Source organism: Pseudomonas sp. BIGb0176, assembly GCF_024810175.1.
Taxonomy (GTDB): Bacteria; Pseudomonadota; Gammaproteobacteria; order Pseudomonadales; family Pseudomonadaceae; genus Aquipseudomonas; species Aquipseudomonas protegens.
Genome location: NZ_JANUEC010000002.1, coordinates 362,705 through 382,244, shown reverse-complemented (window position 1 = coordinate 382,244; position 19,540 = coordinate 362,705). Strand labels below are relative to the sequence as shown.

19 protein-coding genes and 1 pseudogene are annotated in these 19,540 nt (G+C 63.8%); 13 read left to right on the top strand and 7 right to left on the bottom strand.

Going from position 1 to position 19,540, the window contains the following annotated elements; all coding sequences use genetic code 11:
• Positions 1–55 precede the first annotated feature (55 nt).
• Entirely contained in the window at positions 56–784 is a 729-nt protein-coding gene (locus tag M2395_RS12590; protein WP_015634672.1) for a dienelactone hydrolase family protein, read from the top strand.
• Positions 785–887: 103 nt separating this feature from the next.
• Here M2395_RS12590 and M2395_RS12585 read toward each other — a convergent pair whose 3' ends face one another.
• Both M2395_RS12585 and M2395_RS12580 read right to left on the bottom strand, forming a co-directional pair.
• Positions 888–1,760, bottom strand: a complete 873-nt coding sequence (locus M2395_RS12585; protein ID WP_015634673.1) for a pirin family protein — start codon at positions 1,758–1,760, stop codon at positions 888–890.
• 62 nt (positions 1,761–1,822) lie between these two features.
• Positions 1,823–2,239: an OsmC family protein gene (locus M2395_RS12580; RefSeq protein WP_011060062.1), complete on the bottom strand. Its 417-nt coding sequence runs from the start codon at positions 2,237–2,239 to the stop codon at positions 1,823–1,825.
• Positions 2,240–2,370: 131 nt separating this feature from the next.
• On the opposite strand from M2395_RS12580, the gene M2395_RS12575 reads away from it, so the two are divergent.
• The 4 genes and pseudogenes from M2395_RS12575 to M2395_RS31815 all read left to right on the top strand — a co-directional run bounded on the left by M2395_RS12575 (position 2,371) and on the right by M2395_RS31815 (position 5,707).
• Positions 2,371–3,405: an amidohydrolase family protein gene (locus M2395_RS12575; RefSeq protein WP_123430250.1), complete on the top strand. Its 1,035-nt coding sequence runs from the start codon at positions 2,371–2,373 to the stop codon at positions 3,403–3,405.
• 72 nt (positions 3,406–3,477) lie between these two features.
• A complete protein-coding gene (locus M2395_RS12570) occupies positions 3,478–3,942 on the top strand; it encodes a DUF3859 domain-containing protein (protein WP_015634675.1) in 465 nt (154 codons plus the stop codon).
• A 139-nt stretch (positions 3,943–4,081) separates the two neighbouring features.
• Positions 4,082–4,852 (top strand): annotated as a pseudogene (locus tag M2395_RS31820) (MCP four helix bundle domain-containing protein); the annotation flags it as partial.
• Complete coding sequence (locus tag M2395_RS31815) at positions 4,844–5,707, top strand: methyl-accepting chemotaxis protein (RefSeq protein WP_404940410.1); 864 nt, start codon at positions 4,844–4,846, stop codon at positions 5,705–5,707. The pseudogene M2395_RS31820 and the gene M2395_RS31815, both read left to right, overlap by 9 nt.
• A 67-nt stretch (positions 5,708–5,774) precedes the next feature.
• Here the strand turns inward: M2395_RS31815 and fabB are convergent, their stop codons facing one another.
• The 5 genes from fabB to M2395_RS12540 form a co-directional block, all read right to left on the bottom strand.
• Positions 5,775–6,995 carry a beta-ketoacyl-ACP synthase I gene (fabB, locus tag M2395_RS12560; protein ID WP_011060066.1) on the bottom strand — a complete coding sequence of 407 codons (1,221 nt, stop codon included), beginning with the start codon at positions 6,993–6,995 and terminating at the stop codon, positions 5,775–5,777.
• An 11-nt stretch (positions 6,996–7,006) separates the two neighbouring features.
• Positions 7,007–7,522 (bottom strand): 3-hydroxyacyl-[acyl-carrier-protein] dehydratase FabA, encoded by a 516-nt coding sequence (gene fabA, locus M2395_RS12555; RefSeq protein WP_011060067.1) that lies wholly within the window; start codon positions 7,520–7,522, stop codon positions 7,007–7,009.
• 248 nt (positions 7,523–7,770) lie between these two features.
• A complete protein-coding gene (locus tag M2395_RS12550) occupies positions 7,771–9,672 on the bottom strand; it encodes an ATP-binding protein (RefSeq protein ID WP_015634677.1) in 1,902 nt (633 codons plus the stop codon).
• Positions 9,669–10,598: an ABC transporter substrate-binding protein gene (locus M2395_RS12545; RefSeq protein WP_123430251.1), complete on the bottom strand. Its 930-nt coding sequence runs from the start codon at positions 10,596–10,598 to the stop codon at positions 9,669–9,671. The genes M2395_RS12550 and M2395_RS12545 overlap by 4 nt, the downstream gene beginning before the upstream one ends.
• Before the next feature lies 1 nt (position 10,599).
• Complete coding sequence (locus M2395_RS12540; RefSeq protein ID WP_123430252.1) at positions 10,600–12,723, bottom strand: TonB-dependent siderophore receptor; 2,124 nt, start codon at positions 12,721–12,723, stop codon at positions 10,600–10,602.
• A 195-nt stretch (positions 12,724–12,918) separates the two neighbouring features.
• On the opposite strand from M2395_RS12540, the gene M2395_RS12535 reads away from it, so the two are divergent.
• From M2395_RS12535 to M2395_RS12500, 8 genes are all read left to right on the top strand, one after another.
• Positions 12,919–13,944: an NAD(P)H-dependent glycerol-3-phosphate dehydrogenase gene (locus M2395_RS12535; RefSeq protein WP_011060071.1), complete on the top strand. Its 1,026-nt coding sequence runs from the start codon at positions 12,919–12,921 to the stop codon at positions 13,942–13,944.
• Positions 13,945–13,962: 18 nt separating this feature from the next.
• On the top strand, positions 13,963–14,310 hold the full coding sequence (locus M2395_RS12530) for a DUF4389 domain-containing protein (RefSeq protein WP_077933603.1): 348 nt from the start codon (positions 13,963–13,965) through the stop codon (positions 14,308–14,310).
• A complete protein-coding gene (sixA, locus tag M2395_RS12525) occupies positions 14,307–14,756 on the top strand; it encodes a phosphohistidine phosphatase SixA (protein WP_077933604.1) in 450 nt (149 codons plus the stop codon). Before M2395_RS12530 ends, sixA begins: the two co-directional genes overlap by 4 nt.
• Positions 14,757–14,927: 171 nt before the next feature.
• The gene (locus tag M2395_RS12520; protein ID WP_077933605.1) at positions 14,928–16,595 is read left to right on the top strand and encodes an AMP-binding protein; all 1,668 of its coding nucleotides are present in this window, start codon (positions 14,928–14,930) and stop codon (positions 16,593–16,595) included.
• A gap of 31 nt (positions 16,596–16,626) precedes the next feature.
• Positions 16,627–17,070 carry a hotdog fold thioesterase gene (locus tag M2395_RS12515; protein ID WP_011060075.1) on the top strand — a complete coding sequence of 148 codons (444 nt, stop codon included), beginning with the start codon at positions 16,627–16,629 and terminating at the stop codon, positions 17,068–17,070.
• Between the two features lie 114 nt (positions 17,071–17,184).
• The gene (locus M2395_RS12510) at positions 17,185–17,979 is read left to right on the top strand and encodes an alpha/beta fold hydrolase (RefSeq protein WP_011060076.1); all 795 of its coding nucleotides are present in this window, start codon (positions 17,185–17,187) and stop codon (positions 17,977–17,979) included.
• The gene (locus M2395_RS12505; protein WP_041116759.1) at positions 17,976–18,830 is read left to right on the top strand and encodes an alpha/beta hydrolase; all 855 of its coding nucleotides are present in this window, start codon (positions 17,976–17,978) and stop codon (positions 18,828–18,830) included. The genes M2395_RS12510 and M2395_RS12505 overlap by 4 nt, the downstream gene beginning before the upstream one ends.
• Positions 18,831–18,880: 50 nt before the next feature.
• Positions 18,881–19,540 (top strand): glutathione S-transferase family protein, encoded by a 660-nt coding sequence (locus M2395_RS12500; protein WP_011060078.1) that lies wholly within the window; start codon positions 18,881–18,883, stop codon positions 19,538–19,540.

Here is a 19,540-nt window from a genome sequence, read left to right as displayed (position 1 = left end):
ACCCGCTTCGGCGGGTTTTTTCATTCTGGTGTCCCCCTACTGGAGAAGCTGAGTCATGAGTCAAATCACAGTGCGTTCCGTGGTCTATCAGATCGATGGCCAGCCCTATGAAGGCCGCCTGGCCTTCGATGCCGCCCATAAAGCTGCGCGTCCGGGGTTGCTGATGGCGCCGAACTGGATGGGTGTCAGCGCCGGCGCGGAGAAGATCGCCGAGGCGGTGGCGGCCAAGGGTTATGTGGTGCTGATCGCCGATCTGTATGGCCAGTCGCTGCGCCCCGGCGATGCGAGCCAGGCCGGTGCCGCGATGATGCCGCTCAAGGATGATCGGGCGTTGTTGCGCAAGCGCATGCAGGCGGCCTTTGCGGCCTTGCAGAGCCAGGGCGAAGCCGCGGTGGACACCTCCAGGCTGGCCACCTTCGGCTTCTGCTTTGGCGGCTGCTGCGCCCTGGAACTGGCCCGCAGTGGCGCGCCGGTGAAGGCGGCGGTGTCGTTCCACGGCACCCTGGACACCCCCAACCCTGCCGATGCCAACAACATCAAGGGCTCGGTACTGGTACTGCACGGCGCGGCGGACCCGTTCGTGGCCAAGGAGCAACTGCCGGCCTTCGAAGCGGAAATGGACGCCGCGGGAGTGGACTGGCAACTGGTCAGCTACGGTGGCGCGGTGCATTCCTTCACCGACACCCACGCCAACCTGCCGGGCAAGATGATGTACGACGCCAAGACCTCGGCCCGGGCCTTCGCCACCATGCATTACCTGCTGGACGAAGTCTTTAGCGGCTGACCCACCGACCCTGATCCCGTAGGAGCTGGCTTGCCAGCGAAGGCGTCAGTGAGAGCAACGCCAGATTCACGGGCCTGTTCGCCGGCAAACCGGTCCCTACCGATCAGTGGCGGGCGGGTGGCAATTCGATGCGCTCGCTTTCTCCCGGCACCTGCGGCCAGTCCCCGGCGGCCCAGCGTCTGCGAGCTTCATCGATCAACAGTGGATCGCTGGCGACGAAGTTCCAGTTGATCCGCCGCGGGCCGTCCAGGGCGGCGCCGCCGATCAGCACCGCATGGCAATCGCTCTCGGCGAACAGCGTGGCGTTCTCCCCCTCTGGCAATACCACCAGCGAGTGCACGGGTAATGGCTCGCCGTCCAGTTGTGCCTCGCCCTCCAGTACATACAGCGCACGCTGTTGATGCTCGGTGGGAATCAGCAGGCTGGTGGCGGTCTGCAGCCGCAGCTCGGCATACAGGGTGGGGGAGAGCACCGGCACCGGCGACTGCAGGCAGAAACCGCTGCCGGCAATCATCCGAATGCTCACCCCCAGGTTGTCGCTCACCGGCAGGCTGTTGGCCGGGTGATGGCTGTAGTGCCCCGGGCCCTGCTCCTGTTCTTTGGGCGAGGCCAGCCAGACCTGCAGGCCGTGCATGGCAAACCCCTGGGCCTGCAAGAGTGCTGGCGTGCGCTCGACATGGGCGATGGCGCTGCCGGCGGTCATCCAGCTGACGTCCCCGGCGCCCACGATCTGGTCGGAGCCCAGGCTGTCCTTGTGCTGGATCTGCCCGGCGAACAGGTAGGTCAGGGTGGAGAGGCCGATATGCGGATGCTGGCGGATATTCATGCCTTTGCCCGGCGGGTAGCGGGTTTCCAGCATGTGGTCGAAGAACACGAAAGGCCCGACACTGCGGCACTGGGCCGAAGGCAGGGGGCGCAGGATGGGTTGGCCTTCAACGTCCTCGGCACGGGGACGGATCACGAGGGGGGAGTTCATGGCGGATTCCAGGCTGATCGGGTTATGCCCGGGAGCATAACCCGCTTGTGCCAGCCTTGCCGCTACTGGCTGAAGGCACCTTCGGAGAGGTGGGTCTCGATGCTGACTTCGCTGGTGGTCATCAGCTTGTGGATCGGGCAACGGTCGGCCACCCGGTGCAGCTCATCACGCTGGGCGTCGGTGAGTACGCCCTTGAGGGTCAGTTTCACATGCAGGGCGTACTTGCCTTTCTGCTCTTCGCTGTTGTCGTGCTTGATCTCCACGGTGACCCCGGTCAGCGGGATGTTCTTCTTCTGCGCGTAGAGCTTGAGGGTCAGGGCCTTGCAGGCGCCCAGGGCGGCATCGAAGTAGTCATGGGGCTCGGGGGCGGTGCCTTCGCCACCGGCGGACTTGGGCAGGTCGGTGAACAACTGGTGGTCGTCGACCTGGATGCTGTGGCGGAAACCTTCGCTGGACTCGGTATTGACGGTGATGGTCATGGCAAACCTCAGGCAGTGATGAATAAGGATCAGGCTGTAAGGGTGCTGAAGTTATAGAGCATATCGAAGCGCGGGCGTTCCCCTTTTTCTGAACCTGCGGCTCGGCGTCGCGGTCTATCCTGCTTCGATCCATGGGAGGCGGCCCGGTGCGCTGGAATCCTGTTCAAGCAAGCTGTTTGTGGGCGCTGCTGACGCTGCCGCTGGCGGTGGCGCAGGCGCGTGACTATGTGTACAGCGACGCACACCTGCATTACGTGGACTTCTTCCAGGAAACCGCGGGCATGGAAGCCTTGCTCAAGGCCATGGATGACAACCGCATCGAGCAGGTGATGATTGCCGGGATTCCGGTGGCCAAGAAATGGCACGAGGATGAGCCCAAGCGCCCGCGCTACTACGCCGGGGACGATGCCGCGGCCTACTGGTACAGCGCCACCGACGTGCTGGTGGCCGCCGCGGTGAAAAAGCTGCCGGCCGAGCAGCGCCGGCGCTTTCATCCGTTCCTTTCGGGGTTCAACCCCAACGACAAGAATTCCGCGGCGCATATCCAGCGCATGCTCGATCTCGACCCGGGGCTGTGGCAGGGCATCGGCGAGGTCTTCACCCGGCACGACGATCTCACCGCGCTGACCGCCGGCGACACGCCGCGGGCCAATAACGAGGCGATGACCAAGGTCTATCACCTGGCGGCCGAGAACGACCTGCCGGTCATGCTGCACTCCAACATCACCTCCAAGCGCGAGCGCAATCCGCTGTACCTGGCGGAAATCGAAGAGCCGCTGCGCAATCACCCCCATACGCGTTTTATCTGGGCCCATGCCGGCACCAGTGCCGAGATCCATCGTCACCAGACCCGGCTGGAGTTCCTGCTGCCGACCCTGACGCGGCTGCTGGAGAGCTACCCCAACCTCTACATCGACCTGTCCTGGAGCCTGCTCACGCCCTATCTGCTGGATAAGCAGGGCAACCCCGACCCGGCCTGGCTGCAGCTGGTGGAGCGCTTCCCGGAGCGCTTCATGCTGGGTTCGGACGTGGTCGGGCGCTTCAACAAGCTGGGGAGCGAGCTGCGGGGGTTCGATGGCTTTCTTGACGCCTTGCCGCAGGAGGTGGCACGCAAGGTGGCCCATGACAATTTCCTCGCCATCCTTCCCGCCAACCATCGTCCCTAGCAGGCGCCAGACTGTCATCAGCCTGTCATGCCTGCTTCATAAGCTCGCGCCATCTCAATCAAGGAGCGCGATATGCACCTCACTCGTTTAAGCGCACTGGCGGCGCTGATGATCTTCAGTGGCCTGGCCAGCGCCGAAGTCCGTGTCGAAGGGCCGGTGGAATACGGCGTGTTCGAAGGTCCCAAGGCCGAGCTGCAATCGGGGGAGCGGGTGCTGCGCCGCAGCAACGAGAAGATCCAGCAGACTTCTGTGGTGCCCGCCAGGCTGGGGACCAAGTTCGGCATGCGTTACCAGTTGCTGGGCAAGGTGGCCGAAGATCAGCCCCTGACTCTTCTTTACCTGACGCCGGGCATCCGTACGCCGGACGGGGTACGTCATGACAAGTTCGAAATCACTCAGAAACTGGTGCCTAACGCTCCCCAGGATGTGATGGCCTATGAGTTCACCGAAAGCCATGAGGTGGTCCCGGGCGAGTGGCGTTTCATGGTCTTCCAGGGCGACCGATTGTTGGCAGAACAGCGATTTTCTGTGCGCTGAATCGTTTTACGCCCAAGTATTGGAGTGCTAGGGCGTTTTGATATCACGTTTTTGTCTTACGCAATTTTCCAATGGCCCGATACCGTCTAAGAGCACCCTGCTGCAAGTTCTTGCAGCGCTCTAGGAAGGAGCCAGAGGAATGAGTCTTAGAAGTCTGAACATTGCGTTACGGGCGAGCCTGGGTTTCGGCTTGCTGGCGTTGATGGTGTTTGCCCTGGGGGCATTCGCCTTGATGCAGATGGGCAATATGCGCCAGCAGTCCGATGAAGTGGAAAGCAATTGGCTGCCCAGCGTGATGTCCGTAGGGGAAATGAACCAGGACCTGCTGCGCATTCGCGCCCTGACCCTGCGGCTGTTGATCAATCGCGACCCGCAGGCGATCACCCAGAACGAAAACAAGATCAACGAGATCAAGAGTGTCCTGGGGGTTGCCCAGAGCCGCTACGAATCCTTGATCCTCCTGCCCCAGGAGCGGGTCCTGTTCGATCGTTTCAAGACCATCGAAAAACAGTACCTGCAACGCCAGGAACGGGTCATGCAGCTCTCCAGCCAGAACCAGCTGGAGGAAGCGGTCAAGGTGGTCAATGGCGAAATGAACCAGCTGGCCGATGAGATGGCCGCGACCCTGCACGAGCTGGTGGAGCTGAACAAGCAAAGCGCGACCCATGCCACCGATCTGGCCCAGGCGGTGTTCAGCAAGTCGCGGGTATGGGTGATCGGCATGATTGCCCTGGCGGCGCTGGTTACCATCGGCCTGGCCCTGTTGTTGACCCGCAGTATCGTCCTGCCTCTGGCGCAGTCGTTGAATGTGGCCGAAGTGGTGGCCGGCGGCGATCTGACCGGCACTATCACGGTGACCGGCAGGGACGAGCCGGCGCGGCTGCTGCACGCGCTCAAGGCCATGCAGCACAGCCTGCGGGAAACCATCCGGCGCATCTCCGATTCATCCAGCCAGCTGGCCTCGGCCTCGGAAGAGCTCAGTTGTGTCACCGAGGATGCGACCCGTGGCCTGCATCAGCAGAGCCTGGAGATCGAACAGGCGGCCACGGCGGTAAACCAGATGACCGCAGCGGTGGAGGAGGTGGCCAGTAACGCAGTGGCCACGTCCGAGGCCTCGCGGGAGTCCGACCGCATCGCCCAGCACGGGCGCGAGCAGGTGCACCAGACGGTGCTCTCGATTGAGTCGCTGGCGCAGGACGTGACGGCCAATGCCAGCCAGGTGGAGGATCTGGCGCAGAAGGTCTATGGCATCAGCAAGGTACTGGAGGTGATCCGTTCCATTGCCGAGCAGACCAACCTGCTGGCGTTGAACGCGGCCATCGAGGCGGCACGGGCCGGGGATGCGGGACGCGGGTTCGCAGTGGTGGCCGATGAAGTCCGGGCCCTGGCTCATCGGACCCAGCAGTCGACCCAGGAAATCGAGCAGATGATCGGCGGTATCCAGCAGGGCACCGACCAGGCCGTCAGTTCCATGCAGCAGAGCAACAACCGCGCCCATTCGACCCTGGAGGTGGCCAAGGCGGCAGGACAGGCGCTGGAGGAAATCGCATCGGCCTTCACCCAGATCAATGAGCGCAACATCGTCATTGCCAGCGCCTCGGAGCAGCAGGCGGCAGTGGCGCGGGAGGTGGACCGCAACCTGATGAACATCCGCGACCTGGCCTTGCAGACCTCCGCCGGGGCCAATCAGACCAGTGCGGCCAGCCAGGAGTTGTCGCGCCTGGCGGTGGACCTGAACAGCATGGTGGCGCGTTTCTCGGTCTGAGCCTTCTGGCAGGCGAAAAAAAGCCCCGAACCGGTCGGGGCTTTTTCATTCGGCGAAGCGGTGGGGCTTACTTGCCCTGCCAGCGCTTCAGGACCAGGGTGGCGTTGGTGCCACCGAAGCCGAAGCTGTTGCTCATCACGGTGTTGATGGTGGCGTCTTCGCGGGTCTTGGTCAGGATCGGCATATCGGCCACTTCCGGATCCAGCTCGTCGATGTTGGCCGAACCGGCCATGAAGTTGCCTTCCATCATCAGCATGCAGTAGATCGCTTCGTGAACGCCGGCAGCGCCCAGGGAGTGACCCGACAGGCTCTTGGTGGAGCTGATGGCCGGGGCCTTGTCGCCGAACACTTCACGCACGCCCTTCATTTCCGCGACGTCGCCGACCGGGGTCGAAGTGCCGTGGGTGTTCAGGTAGTCGATAGGGGTGTCGACGGTGGACATGGCCATTTCCATGCAGCGGATTGCACCTTCGCCGCTTGGAGCCACCATGTCGTAGCCATCGGAAGTGGCGCCGTAGCCGACGATTTCCGCGTAGATCTTGGCGCCACGGGCCAGAGCGTGTTCCAGCTCCTCGACCACCACCATGCCGCCACCGCCGGCGATGACGAAACCGTCACGCTTGGCGTCGTAGGCGCGGGAGGCCTTTTCCGGGGTTTCGTTGTACTGGGTGGACAGGGCACCCATGGCGTCGAACAGGAACGACTGGGTCCAATGCTCTTCTTCACCGCCACCGGCGAAGACGATGTCCTGCTTGCCCATCTGGATCTGTTCCATGGCGGTACCGATGCAGTGAGCACTGGTGGCGCAGGCAGAAGCGATGGAGTAGTTCAGGCCCTTGATCTTGAACGGGGTGGCCAGGCAGGCGGAAACGGTGCTGCTCATGGTCCGCGTAACGCGGTATGGGCCAACGCGCTTGACGCCTTTCTCGCGCAGGATGTCCAGCGCTTCCATCTGGTTCAGGGTCGAGGCGCCGCCGGAGCCGGCGATCAGGCCGGTGCGCGGGTTGGACACTTGTTCTTCGCTCAGGCCGGAGTCGGCGATGGCGTCTTTCATGGCCAGGTAGGCGTAAGCCGCCGCGTGGCCGACGAAGCGATAGATCTTGCGGTCGATCAGCTCTTCGAGGTTCAGGTCAATGGAGCCGGAAACCTGGCTACGCAGACCCATTTCGGCATATTCCGGGTTGAAGCGGATGCCAGGGCGACTTGCACGCAGGTTAGCGGAGACGGTCTCTTTGTCATTGCCCAGGCACGAAACAATGCCAAGACCTGTGATAACGACGCGGCGCATGCGGATAACCCTTAGAAGTTGTCAGTTGAAGTAAACACGCCGACCCGGAGGCCTTCGGCGGTATAGATTTCGCGGCCGTCAACGCTGACCGAACCATCGGCGATGGCCATGTTCAGCTTGCCCTTGAGCACGCGCTTGATGTGAATGTTATAGGTGACTTTCTTGGCGGTCGGCAGGACCTGGCCGAAGAATTTCACTTCCCCCGAACCCAGTGCGCGACCGCGGCCCGGCAAGCCCTGCCAGCCGAGGAAGAAGCCCACCAGTTGCCACATGGCATCCAGGCCCAGGCAGCCTGGCATCACCGGGTCGCCTTCGAAGTGGCAAGCGAAGAACCACAGGTCTGGAGTGATATCCAGCTCAGCGACCAACTCACCTTTACCGTACTTGCCACCCTCTTCGCTGATATGGGTGATGCGATCCACCATCAGCATGTTGGGGGCGGGCAGTTGCGCGTTACCTGGGCCGAACAGCTCACCGCGACTGCAGCGCAGCAGGTCTTCCCGAGTAAAGGCGTTTTGTTTGGTCATGCGAGCTCCTCAATAGTCCCGTGCGGCAGGGTTGGGCAAATCTTCCCGGCCGATCGAAGCGTTCATGCCTCGAGCCGGCAGCCTACTCATAGACTATTGCGTTGTAGTGAAAGTCACAGCGCAAAGGGCATGAATGTACACTTGTGCACTGAAATTTTTTTTGAGGGCCTTTTCAGGGCCCCGTCGGGTGCCTAAGACTGCCGCACTTTCGCCCATGACGCCAGTCGTAGCTGTTGGAAAATAGCCGGTTATTGCACCCAACGTTGGAGAATTTGCTGCAGATCCGCGCGCTTGAAAGGCTTGGCCAGGTAGTCGTTCATGCCCGCTGCAAGGCAGGCTTCACGGTCGCCCTGCAAGGCGTTGGCGGTCAGGGCGATGATCGGTAAATCGGCACAACCGGGCAGTTGGCGGATCTGCCGGGTGGCTTCATAGCCGTCGACCAGCGGCAGTCGGCAATCCATCAGAATCGCCTCGAAGATCAGGCTTTCGGCACTGCGGACCGCCTGGGCGCCGTCGGTGACGATGCTCACGGTGAACCCCAGGCTGCGCAGCATGGCCTGGATCACGGTCTGGTTCACCGGGTTGTCTTCCACCAGCAGCACGTTGCGGCCTTCACCGGAGTGCTGATTGCTGCTCACCCGCGGGGCCAGTACCGGCAGGCTCTGCTGGAACAGCGCCAGGGGGATTTCCAGGGTGAACACCGAGCCTCGGCCTTCCTCGCTCTGGGCCCGCAGGGTGCCACCCATGCGCTCGGCCAGGGTGCGGGCGATGGGCAGGCCCAGGCCGGTGCCGCCATAGCGACGGGAAATCGAACTGTCGGCCTGCTGGAAGGCGTCGAACATCAGCTCCAGGCTGGCCGGGCTGATGCCGATACCGCTGTCGCGCACTGCGCAGGTGAACCACAGCAGTTCGTGATCCAGGGCCTGCCACTGGGGCTCGATGGTGATGCTGCCCTGCTCGGTGAATTTCAGGGCGTTGCCGATCAGGTTGACCAGGATCTGCCGGATTCGCGTCGGGTCGCCCTTGACCTGCAGCGACTCCATGCCCGGCGGCAGCCGCAGTTGCAAGTCCAGGCCGCGTTGCAGGGCGCTGTGCTGGAAGGCCTGGGCCGAGCTGGTGATCAGTTCGGCAAGGTTGAACGGGATGTGCTCCAGTTCCAGGGCCGAGCGTTCGATGCGGGAGAAGTCGAGGATGTCGTTGATCACCTTCAGCAGGTGTTCGGTGGATTCCGACGCCAGCGCCGCGTACTCGCTCTGTTCCTGGGTCATCTGGGTGGTTTCCAGCAGTTGCAGCATGCCCAGTACACCGTTCATCGGTGTGCGCAGCTCGTGGCTCATCATCGCCAGGAAATCCGACTTGGCCTTGTTCGCCCGTTCCGCCTCTTCCCGGGTCTGGATCAACTGGGACATGGCCTGGTGCTGCTCGCGGCTGGCCAGTTCCAGGCCGGCGGCGAGGTTGTTGATGTGCCGGGCCAGGTTGCCCAGCTCGCCATCGTCGACGATCGGCAGCGGGGTCTTGAAATCCCCTTCCTGGATTGCCTTCACCGCATCGCCCATGGCGCGGATCGGCTGTGCCAGGCCGGCCGCCAGGCGCCGGGCCAGGAGGAAGGTGAAGAGCAGGGCGAACAGCGCGAGGATGGCGGCCTTGAGGAGGATTTCCTGCTGGCGCTGGCTGAAGGCGTCGTTGGACATGCCGACGATCACCCGGCCCAGGTAACCATCGCCCTGGGCGGCCACGCTGGCCGGGTCGTTCTGCAGAAAGTCGTTGTGCACCTGGATACGCTGCAGGCGTACCGGGGCCTGGAATACCTTGATCTGCTGCGCGTGGTTGTGGCTGGCCGAGGGCTGTTCCACGTACACCAGGATGTTGTTGGCGCTGTCCTGCACTTCCAGGAAGTGCACATGAGGTGTGGCCAGGGTTGCCTGCAGCAGGCTCTCCAGGCCCTCGTTGTTGCCGGAGATCACCCCGTACTCGGTGGCTGGCGCCAGTTGATTGGCGATCAGTTGCCCGGTGTGGTTGAGCTCCTGGCGCAAGTCCTGGATACGCACGAAGGTAAAGAAGCTGATCAGCAGCAGGGTCAGGAGCAGGGCCGGGCCCAGGCTGATGAGCTGAGTGCGGGTCTGGATATCCCATCGGCGACGCAATGTCATGGGTGCTTCTCTCCTTCACTCAACTGGCGCGCAACGGCCTGCGGGTCGATTTCCTCGATGCCCAGCGAGCGTGCCACCTGTGGGTTGCTCAGTACTTTGAAAGCCGTCGGGTATAGCGCACGGGGCCAGCGAGCCGGCGGTTGGTCGAGCAGGCTGTCCAGGGTCTGCAGCCAGTCCTGCTGGTCGCTGTAGGTGCTGGCCAGGCTGCCGGCCCGGACGAAGCCGGCATTGGGGCCGATCAGCGCCTGTTGCCGGGCGTAGCTGCTCAGTAGCAGGTTCTTCACGGTTTTCGGGTTGTACAGCTTCGGATCATCCAGGCCCAGCAGCACTTCGCTGTTGCGCAGCAGGTTCTGCAGCGGGCGGCTGTCGCTGGTGCTGTCCCAGGGTTCGGCGATGATTTCCATGTTCAGGGTTTGCGCGGCCAGGTGCAGCTCCTTGAGCAGGAACTGACTGTCGGCGCTGTACAGCACCCCCACCCGGCGCACCTGCGGCAGAACACTGCGGATCAGGCGTAACTGGCGCTCCAGGGGCGGATCGCTCCACAGCAGGCTCAACCGTGGATGAGGGCTTTGCGCCAGGCGCTGTTGGGCCTGCAGGCGGCTGATGCGCAGGACCAGGGTCGGCGGGCCCAAGGGATCTTGCAGGCGCCAGTCGAGGCTTTGCGGGTCCAGCAGGATCAGGCGCGTGCTGCCGGGCAACTGGCCCGGCGGCGGCAGTTGGGCCAGGGGGACGAAGCGCACCTGGTCCCGGGGGCGCTGGGCGGCCAGTTCTTCGGTGAAGGTGCGCACGCTGCTGTTGTCGTCGCTGGCGGTGAGCAGCACATCGGCCGCCCACAACGGGTTGCCCAGCAGCATGCCCAGTACCAGCAGGCACAGGCACAGGCGACGATGTATGCGCAGGGCCTTCCAGGGCCGACAGTGGCCCATGTCAGAACTCGAGCTCCGCGCTGAAGTAGACCACGTGGCGCGAGTCGTAGAGATTGTCGGCGAAGGTGGTGGGCTGGTGGTCGAGCCGTTGCTGCAGGGTGCCGGCCAGTTCCAGGCTGGTCTTGCTGCCCAGGGCCAGGCGCTTGGCGATGCGGGTGTCGACCCGTTCGAATCGGTAGCCGTTGAGGGCGCTGTCGCCATAGTAGAAGAGCGCGCTGGACCAGCCCTGGCCCCAATTGCGCAGCCAGCCGGCGGAGCCGCTGTTGCTGGCGGTCAGGCGCTGGTCCAGGCGGTTGCTGGCCTGGGCATGGACGTAGGCGTAGGTCAGGCGCAGGCGGTCGGCGCGGCTCAGTTGCCAGTCCAGCTGGCTCTCGGTACCGGCGAAGCGCGAGGCGTTGCTGTTGCTGGCGATGTACTGGTTGTTGCGCAGCGGCTCGCTGATCATCCCGGTGATTTCGTCATAGAACAGCTTGATGTCGAGGTTCAGCGCCTGGTCGACGAAGTAACCGTTGTAGCCCAGTTCCCGGGAACGCATGTGCTCCTGGTCGAGGTTGCCGGGGCCACGGGTCTTGACGAAGTACTGGGCGCTGTTCTGGCCGTAGACCGGGGTACTCAGGCCGGTGACCCGGTAGCTCCAGTTGACGTTGTTCTCGAACATGTCCGGGGAGCGGATGGCTTCCGAATACACCGCCCGCAAGCCGTGGCGCGGGTTGATCAGGTAGTTGACCGCGATCCTCGGGGTCAGGGAGTTGCCGGTCAGCTGGGTGTCTTCGTACATAGCCCCGCCCTGGATCAGCCAATGTTCGCTGGCCCGCCACTCCAGCTGGCCGAACAGGCGCCAGGTGGTGTCGTCGAGGGTGCCGTTGAAGTAGGTTTCGGAGTCGGCCCGGTCGTAACGATAGTTCATGCCGCTGACCAGCCGCAGGTTGTCGCTGAGGCTCAGGGTGTCCTGCAGTTCCAGGTCGTAGCGGGTTTCCCGAGAGCTCTGGTCGATGTTGCCGCAGACGGTATTCTTGCCGCCGGTTTTCCATTGGTCGATGACCTGGTTGGCCAATGCCTGTTCCGTCGGGGTTCCACCGGGCGCCGCGCTTAAATAATCGGGCATGTGGCGCGCCAGGCGCTCGGCGTAGTTCGGGTTGAGTTGCCACAGGCGTGTCAGTTCGGGGCTGAAGGAAATTGCCGCGTCGCAGGCACGCCAGGTCTGCTGGCGGTCCCAGTGCTGGGCCGAACCCTGGATATAAAGGCTGTGCTGTGGATTGAGCTCCAGGTTCCAGCGCAGTGACCCGGCGTAATCCTTGGCCACCACATCGGAGTTGTTGCCTTGCTGGGTTACCCCGTGGAACACCGGCTGATAGGTATAGGGCCGCTGGTTGGTGCCTTCCTTGGCATTCAACTGCCAGTCGATGCTCTGCTGTTCATTGAGCATCTGGCTCACGGACAGACTGAAGCGGTTCAAGCGCTTGCTGTCGCGGTAGTCGGCCCCCAGGTGATTCTTGTCGAAGCCATCATCTTCCTGCCCCGACAGCGACAGGCGCAGGTCGCCGGTTTCCCAGCCGGTACCCTGGCTGGCGTACCAGTCGCTGATGCCGCGCTGGCCCCGGGTCAGCTTGACCCGCGTGCCATGGCTGTTGGCCGGGGCGCGGGTGATGATGTTGACTACCGCCATCAGCGCATTGGCGCCGTAGCTGACGGTATTGGGGCCGCGAAACACCTCGATGCGCTCGATGTCTTCCATGGCCACCGGGATATCGCTCCAGTCCACCGTCGCCAGGCCGGCGCGATACACCGAACGCCCGTCGATCAGCACTTGCATGCGCCGGGCTTCGCTGGCGTTGGTGCCGTGGTAGTTGACCGTGGCCTGGTTGCCGCTGATGGCGCCGACCATCATCCCCGGCACCAGGCGCAGCAGTTCGCTGATGTCCCGGGCGCCGCTGGCCTTGATCAACTCGTTGTCGAGCACCGTCATGCTGCCGGGAACCGCGGCAGGTGACTGTTTCAGGCGGGTGGCGGTGAGGACCTCGGGCAGGGCGGTGCCGTCCAGGAACAGATCGTCGGCCAGCACCGAGTGGCCGAACAGCATGCCCAGCAGCAGCGACAGACGAAGAGGTGAGGGGCCAGCGGACACGACACAGCCTTGAATCTTGATGGAAGGCGCGCATGTTAACCGAGATAGTCGAGTTTTCCAGTCGATAAGCCCGACATTCCCCGAATGACTCCACGTGTTCCCGACAGGTTGCCTGAATGGCCCCTGGGGCTGGTGGTGAGAAAACCGCCCCGTATAATGCCGCCATCGCCACTGCTATGGATTAACGGATTGCATATGACACAACAGCGCCCTATTGCGGTCCTGGGAGGCGGAAGTTTTGGTACCGCCGTGGCCAATCTGCTGGCCGAGAACGGTCATCGGGTGCGGCAGTGGATGCGCGACCCCGAGCAGGCCGAGGCCATTCGGGTCAACCGCGAGAATCCGCGCTATCTCAAGGGCATCAAGATTCATCCGGCGGTGGAGCCGGTCACCGACCTGCTGGCCACCCTCAATGACAGTGACCTGTGCTTTGTCGCCTTGCCCTCCAGCGCCCTGCGCTCGGTGCTGGCGCCCCACGCCGAGCTGCTCCGCGGCAAGCTGCTGGTCAGCCTGACCAAGGGCATCGAGGCCCAGACCTTCAAGCTGATGAGCGAGATCCTCCAGGACATCGCCCCGCAAGCGCGCATCGGCGTACTTTCCGGCCCCAACCTGGCTCGGGAAGTGGCCGAGCACGCCCTGACCGCCACCGTGGTCGCCAGTGAAGACGAAGAGCTCTGTCAGCGGGTCCAGGCCGCGCTGCACGGCCGCACCTTCCGTGTGTATGCCAGTGCCGACCGCTTCGGTGTGGAACTGGGCGGGGCGCTGAAGAACGTCTACGCGATCATCGCCGGCATGGCGGTGGCCCTGGGCATGGGGGAAAACACCAAGAGCATGCTGATTACCCGGGCGCTGGCGGAAATGACCCGCTTTGCCGTGAGCCAGGGCGCCAACCCCATGACCTTCCTCGGCCTGGCCGGGGTCGGCGACCTGATCGTCACCTGTTCCTCGCCCAAGAGCCGCAACTACCAGGTGGGCTTTGCCCTGGGCCAGGGCCTGAGCCTGGAAGAGGCGGTGACCCGCCTGGGTGAGGTGGCGGAGGGCGTCAACACCCTCAAGGTGCTCAAGGTCAAGGCTCAGGAGCTGGGGGTCTACATGCCGCTGGTGGCCGGCCTGCACGCGATCCTGTTCGAAGGGCGTACGCTGAACCAGGTAATCGAGCTCTTGATGCGCGGCGAGCCGAAAACCGACGTCGACTTTATCTCCACCAGCGGATTCAACTGAGCAGCACAGGAGCCAGACATGAACGATACGAATTCCGAAGCCAAATACGAGTCCATCCTCCTGCGGGTGCTGTGGATGCTGATATTCGTGCTGGTGTGGCAGGTGGCGCAGTTTCTCCTGGGCGCGCTGGTGCTGGTGCAGTTGATCTATCGCCTGATCTACGGCGCGCCGAATGCCGGCCTGATGAACTTCGGCGATAGCCTGAGCCAGTTCCTGGCGCAGATCGGCCGTTTCGGCAGCTTCCATACCGAACAGAAACCCTGGCCGTTCACCGATTGGCCCGCTCCCCGGGCGCCTGAAGGCGAAGCTCCCCATAGCGTGCCGCCAGCGCCTCACCCGGTGCGTGACGAGGAGCCCAAGCTGTGAAGCTGTGGGTGCTGCGTCACGGCCAGGCCGAGTCCCATGCGCCGACCGATGCCCAGCGCAACCTCACGGCCCACGGTCGCGAGGAAGTGCTGGGCAGTGCCGCGCACCTGATCGGCCAGTCCATCGCCGCGATCCTCGCCAGCCCTTATGTACGTGCCCAGCAGACTGCACAGCTGGTGCGCGAGGCCCTGGGGTTCGAAGGCGAGATCCGCACCGTGCCCTGGCTCACCCCCGAGGCCAACCCGCTGCAGGTGCTGGAGCAACTGGACAGTGCCGACAACCTGCTGCTGGTCAGCCATCAACCCCTGGTGGGCAACCTGATCGGCCTGTTGCAGCACGGCCACCTGCGTGATCCGCAGCCGATGAACACCGCCAGCCTGGCGGAGCTCGAAGGCGACTGGCCCCTGGCAGGGCTGATGACCTTGAATGCCGTGACACACTCTTGATGGACGCGGCGGCAGGGCATGCCCGGGCCGCCGTTGTTGTCTCGAACCCACCGATCCCCGGTTGCGATCCGCTACATTTCTTAACTTGCAGCGCTCCTTTGTGCGTGGAATAGTCCACCAAGCAAGTGCTTGGTTGGTGTCGCGAACAGAATAAGAACAAAGGAGCGAGTCATGTCTGCTGCTTTTCGTTTGCCCCTGCAAGTGTTCTACGAGCGCGAGGCTCGTCATCCCCAGCAGCGCTTTCTGGTCCAGCCCAGTGCCGGCGGGCAGGTGCAGGAGCTGAACTGGTTCGACGTGGGCCAGCAGGCCCGGCGTGCCGCCCAATGGCTGCGCGAGCGCCAGCTGCCTTCCGGCAGCCACATTGCAATCATTGGCAAGAACTCCGCGCACTGGGTCATTGCCGACCTGGCGATCTGGATCGCCGGGCATGTCTCGGTGCCGTTGTATCCCAATCTCACGGCCGAGTCGGTAGCCCAGGTGCTGGAGCATTCCGAGTCGGCCCTGGCCTTTATCGGCAAGCTGGACGACTGGCCGCAAATGGCGCTCGGGATCAAGGCCGGGCTGCCCACCATCCGCTTGCCCCTGGCCCCCGAAGGCCCTTTCGATTTCAGTTGGGAGGACCTGCAGCGCTGTCCGCCGATCGAGGATAGCCCGAGCCCTGCGGCCGATCAGCTGGCCACCATCATCTATACCTCCGGCACCACTGGGCTGCCCAAGGGCGTGATGCACAGTTTCGGCAACCTGGGCTTTGCCGCCAGCCATGGTGTGCAGATGTTCGGCCTGGGCCCCGAGGACCGGCTGCTGTCCTACCTGCCCCTGTGCCACGTGGCCGAGCGCATGTTTGTCGAGATGGCGGCGATCTATACCGGGCAGACGGTGTTCTTTGCCGAAAGCCTGGACACCTTCCTCGCCGACCTGCAGCGAGCCCGGCCCACCGCGCTGTTTGGCGTGCCGCGGATCTGGACCAAGTTCCAGATGGGGGTCTACAGCAAGGTGCCGGCCAAGCGCCTGGATTTTCTCCTGGGCCTGCCCTTTATCGGCAAGCGTGTCGGCCACAAGGTGCTGAGCGGGCTCGGGCTGGACGCGTTGCGGGTGGCGCTGTCGGGAGCGGCACCGGTGCCCCAGACCCTGTTGCACTGGTATCGACGCCTCGGGCTGGACGTGCTGGAGGTGTACGGCATGACCGAGAGCTGCGGCTACTCCCATATCGGCCGCTCCGGTGAGCATGTGCCCGGCTGGATTGGCCGGCCCTGCCCGGAAGTCGAGGTGCGCATCGACGAGGCGGGGGAGGTTCAGGTACGCAGCGGAGCCACTATGCTGGGCTATTTCAAGGACCCGCAGAAGACCGCCGAAACCGTTACCGAGGATGGTTTCCTGCGCACCGGCGACAAGGGGGAGCAGGATGCCGCCGGCAACCTGCGCCTGACCGGCCGGCTCAAGGAGATCTTCAAGACCAGCAAGGGCAAGTACGTGGCCCCGGCGCCCATCGAGAACCGCCTGGCGGTGCATGCCCATATCGAGCAGGTGTGCGTGGTGGGCGACGGGCTGATTGCCCCCCTGGGCCTGTGCGTGCTTTCGGCTGCGGGTGCGCAGGCCGCCGCCGGCAGTGCCCGGGAAGGCTTGCACAGCAGCCTGGAAAGCCTGCTGGCCCAGGTCAATGGCAGCCTGGACAAGCACGAGCGGCTGCATCGGCTGGTGGTAGTCAAGGACAGTTGGGCGGTGGAAAACGGCTTTCTCACTCCAACCCTGAAGATCAAGCGCAATGTGATCGAAGCCACCTATGGCGGCAGTTTTCAAGCCTGGAGCGAGCGCAGCGAAGCCGTGCTGTGGCAGGATTGACCGACAATAACCACCCATAAGGGAAGCGGCGATGAGTCTATGGCGCACCACTCCGAACATCGAGCAACTGAACGCGATCCAGAAGAACACCATCGGCGAAGTGCTGGATATTCGCTTCGAGTCCTATGACGAGCAGTCACTGACCGCGAGCATGGTCATCGACCATCGCACCCACCAGCCCTACGGGCTGCTGCACGGCGGGGCCTCGGTGGTGCTGGCGGAAACCGTCGGCTCCATGGCCAGCTACCTGTGCATCGACGCCAGCAAGTTCTACTGCGTGGGGCTGGAGATCAATGCCAATCACCTGCGGGGCTTGCGCACCGGGCGGGTCACGGCGGTGGCCAAGGCCATTCATATCGGGCGCACCACCCATGTCTGGGACATCCGCCTGAGCAGTGATGAAGGCAAGGCCAGTTGCGTCTCGCGCCTGACCATGGCGGTAGTGCCCCTCGGGCAGAACCCGCCGGCGCAATGAGGCAACGCGCCATAGGCTGAGCCTGGGTGTCAGCATTCCTGTCCGTTACGGTCATTGCCCTGGTGCCAGGGCCTGCGGACAATCGGTGTTCGTTTGGTGGATGGATAGGTCGGTATGTCGCAACAGGTGTTTTTCGCTCACGCCAATGGGTTTCCCTCCGGCACGTATGGCAAGTTGTTTGCTGCCCTGGCGCCGGAATTCGAGGTGGCTCATCTGCAGCAGCATGCCCACGACCCGCGCTTTCCGGTGGACGACAACTGGCGCAGCCTGGTGGATGAACTGATCCATCACCTGCAACAGCAGGCCCAGCCGGTCTGGGGCGTGGGGCATTCGCTGGGTGGTGTGCTGCATCTGCACGCGGCCCTGCGCTGCCCGGAGCTGTATCGGGGGGTGGTGATGCTCGATTCGCCGGTGCTGACCCGGGCCGACCAATGGGTGATCCGCGCCGCCAAGCGCCTGGGCTTCATCGACCGGCTGACTCCGGCCGGGCGCACCCTGGGGCGTCGCGAAGAGTTTGCCGACATCGAGGCCGCCCGCAGTTACTTCTCCCGCAAGACGCTGTTCCGGGCCTTCGATCCCGATTGCCTGGATGCTTACCTGCAGCACGGCCTGCAGCAGGTGGGGGATCGCTTGCGCCTGCGTTTTGACCCGGCCACGGAAATCAGCATCTACCGCGGCGTGCCTCATACCAGCCCGGGCAGTGCGCGCCAGCTCAAGGTACCGCTGGCGGTGGTGCGCGGACAGCAGAGCCGGGTGGTGATGCGCCATCACACCAGTGCCGTCGGGCGCATGCCCCTGGGCGAGTCGCTGACCATGCCCGGTGGCCACATGTTTCCCCTTGAGCGCCCCCAGGACACCGCGGCGCTGCTCAAGGAGCTGTTCACACGCTGGCAACGGAGCCCTGCATGAGCCACGCCGTCGAAGAAGTCCGCCTGAACCTGCCGCACATCGAACTGGCGGCCCATCTGTTCGGGCCCGAGGACGGTCTGCCGGTCATCGCCCTGCATGGCTGGCTGGATAACGCCAACAGCTTCGCCCGGCTGGCGCCCAAGCTCGCCGGCCTGCGCATCGTTGCCCTGGACCTGGCCGGCCACGGTCATTCCGGGCATCGCCCGGCGGGGGCCGGCTATGCCCTGTGGGACTACGTCTATGACGTGCTGCAAGCCGCCGAGCAACTGGGCTGGAAGCGCTTTGCCCTGATCGGTCATTCCCTGGGGGCGATCGTCTCGCTGGTGCTGTCGGCGGCGATGCCGGAGCGGGTCAGCCACCTGGCCCTGATCGATGGGGTGATCCCGCCGACGGCCAATGGCGAGGACGCCGCCGAGCGCCTGGGCATGGCGTTGCAGGCACAGCTGAATCTGCAGAACAAGAGCAAGCCGGTGTACGCCACCCTGGAGCGGGCCATCGAGGCGCGCATGAAGGGCCTGGTGGCGGTCAGCCGCGAGGCGGCCGAACTGCTGGCCCAGCGCGGCCTGATGCCGGTGCCCGGGGGCTATACCTGGCGCAGCGACAGCCGCCTGACCCTGGCTTCGCCGCTGCGCCTGACAGAGGAGCAGGCCATGTCCTTTGTTCAGCGGGTCGCCTGCCCGACGCAACTGGTGGTGGCGGCCGATGGCATGCTGGCCAAGCACCAGGCCTTGTTGCAGCGTCTACCCTTCAGCGTTGAGCAGTTGCCCGGCGGGCATCACCTGCACCTCAACGACGAGGCGGGTGCCACCTTTGTCGCAGACTGTTTCAATCGGTTTTTCGCCGTTCCTTGACTTGACGGGATCAACTGTCGAGGCTGGGCGGGTTGAAATGGGAGACAACCATGATAGATCTGTACACCGCTGCGACCCCCAATGGTCACAAGGTTTCCATCCTGCTTGAGGAACTCGGCCTGCCCTATGAGGTGCACGCCTTGAGTTTCGACAAGAAGGAGCAAAAGGCCCCAGCGTTCCTGAAGATCAATCCCAATGGGCGTATTCCGGCCATCGTCGATCGCGACAATGGCGATTTTCCGGTGTTCGAGTCCGGCGCGATCCTGGTGTACCTGGCCGAACGCACTGGCCAGTTGTTGCCGGCCGATCCCAAGGGCCGTTCGCTGGTCATGCAATGGCTGATGTTCCAGATGGGCGGGGTCGGGCCCATGCAGGGCCAGGCCAATGTGTTCTTCCGCTATTTCCCGGAGAAGCTGCAGGGCGCCATCGACCGTTATCAGCACGAGACCCGGCGCCTGTACGAAGTGCTCGACAGCCGCCTGCAACAGGCCGAGTACCTGGCCGGCGACTACAGCATTGCCGACATCGCCACCTTCCCCTGGGTGCGCGGCCATGAATGGTCCGGGGTTTCGGTGCAGGGCCTGCCGGCGTTGCAACGCTGGATGGCGGCCCTGGAGGCCCGTCCTGCGGTGCAGCGAGGCTTGCAGGTTCCACAACGCAGCGACGATGCCAGCGTCGTCAAGGGCGCCCAGGCCATGCTTATCCGATGA

Bases quoted from the DNA above. Each gene is read 5' to 3' on its own strand.
- M2395_RS12590 (WP_015634672.1), top strand. From the start codon at position 56: ATGAGTCAAATCACAGTGCGTTCCGTGGTCTATCAGATCGATGGCCAG.
- M2395_RS12585 (WP_015634673.1), bottom strand. From the start codon at position 1,760: ATGAACTCCCCCCTCGTGATCCGTCCCCGTGCCGAGGACGTTGAAGGC.
- M2395_RS12580 (WP_011060062.1), bottom strand. From the start codon at position 2,239: ATGACCATCACCGTCAATACCGAGTCCAGCGAAGGTTTCCGCCACAGC.
- M2395_RS12575 (WP_123430250.1), top strand. From the start codon at position 2,371: ATGGGAGGCGGCCCGGTGCGCTGGAATCCTGTTCAAGCAAGCTGTTTG.
- M2395_RS12570 (WP_015634675.1), top strand. From the start codon at position 3,478: ATGCACCTCACTCGTTTAAGCGCACTGGCGGCGCTGATGATCTTCAGT.
- M2395_RS31815 (WP_404940410.1), top strand. From the start codon at position 4,844: ATGCAGCACAGCCTGCGGGAAACCATCCGGCGCATCTCCGATTCATCC.
- fabB (WP_011060066.1), bottom strand. From the start codon at position 6,995: ATGCGCCGCGTCGTTATCACAGGTCTTGGCATTGTTTCGTGCCTGGGC.
- fabA (WP_011060067.1), bottom strand. From the start codon at position 7,522: ATGACCAAACAAAACGCCTTTACTCGGGAAGACCTGCTGCGCTGCAGT.
- M2395_RS12550 (WP_015634677.1), bottom strand. From the start codon at position 9,672: ATGACATTGCGTCGCCGATGGGATATCCAGACCCGCACTCAGCTCATC.
- M2395_RS12545 (WP_123430251.1), bottom strand. From the start codon at position 10,598: ATGGGCCACTGTCGGCCCTGGAAGGCCCTGCGCATACATCGTCGCCTG.
- M2395_RS12535 (WP_011060071.1), top strand. From the start codon at position 12,919: ATGACACAACAGCGCCCTATTGCGGTCCTGGGAGGCGGAAGTTTTGGT.
- M2395_RS12530 (WP_077933603.1), top strand. From the start codon at position 13,963: ATGAACGATACGAATTCCGAAGCCAAATACGAGTCCATCCTCCTGCGG.
- M2395_RS12520 (WP_077933605.1), top strand. From the start codon at position 14,928: ATGTCTGCTGCTTTTCGTTTGCCCCTGCAAGTGTTCTACGAGCGCGAG.
- M2395_RS12515 (WP_011060075.1), top strand. From the start codon at position 16,627: ATGAGTCTATGGCGCACCACTCCGAACATCGAGCAACTGAACGCGATC.
- M2395_RS12510 (WP_011060076.1), top strand. From the start codon at position 17,185: ATGTCGCAACAGGTGTTTTTCGCTCACGCCAATGGGTTTCCCTCCGGC.
- M2395_RS12505 (WP_041116759.1), top strand. From the start codon at position 17,976: ATGAGCCACGCCGTCGAAGAAGTCCGCCTGAACCTGCCGCACATCGAA.
- M2395_RS12500 (WP_011060078.1), top strand. From the start codon at position 18,881: ATGATAGATCTGTACACCGCTGCGACCCCCAATGGTCACAAGGTTTCC.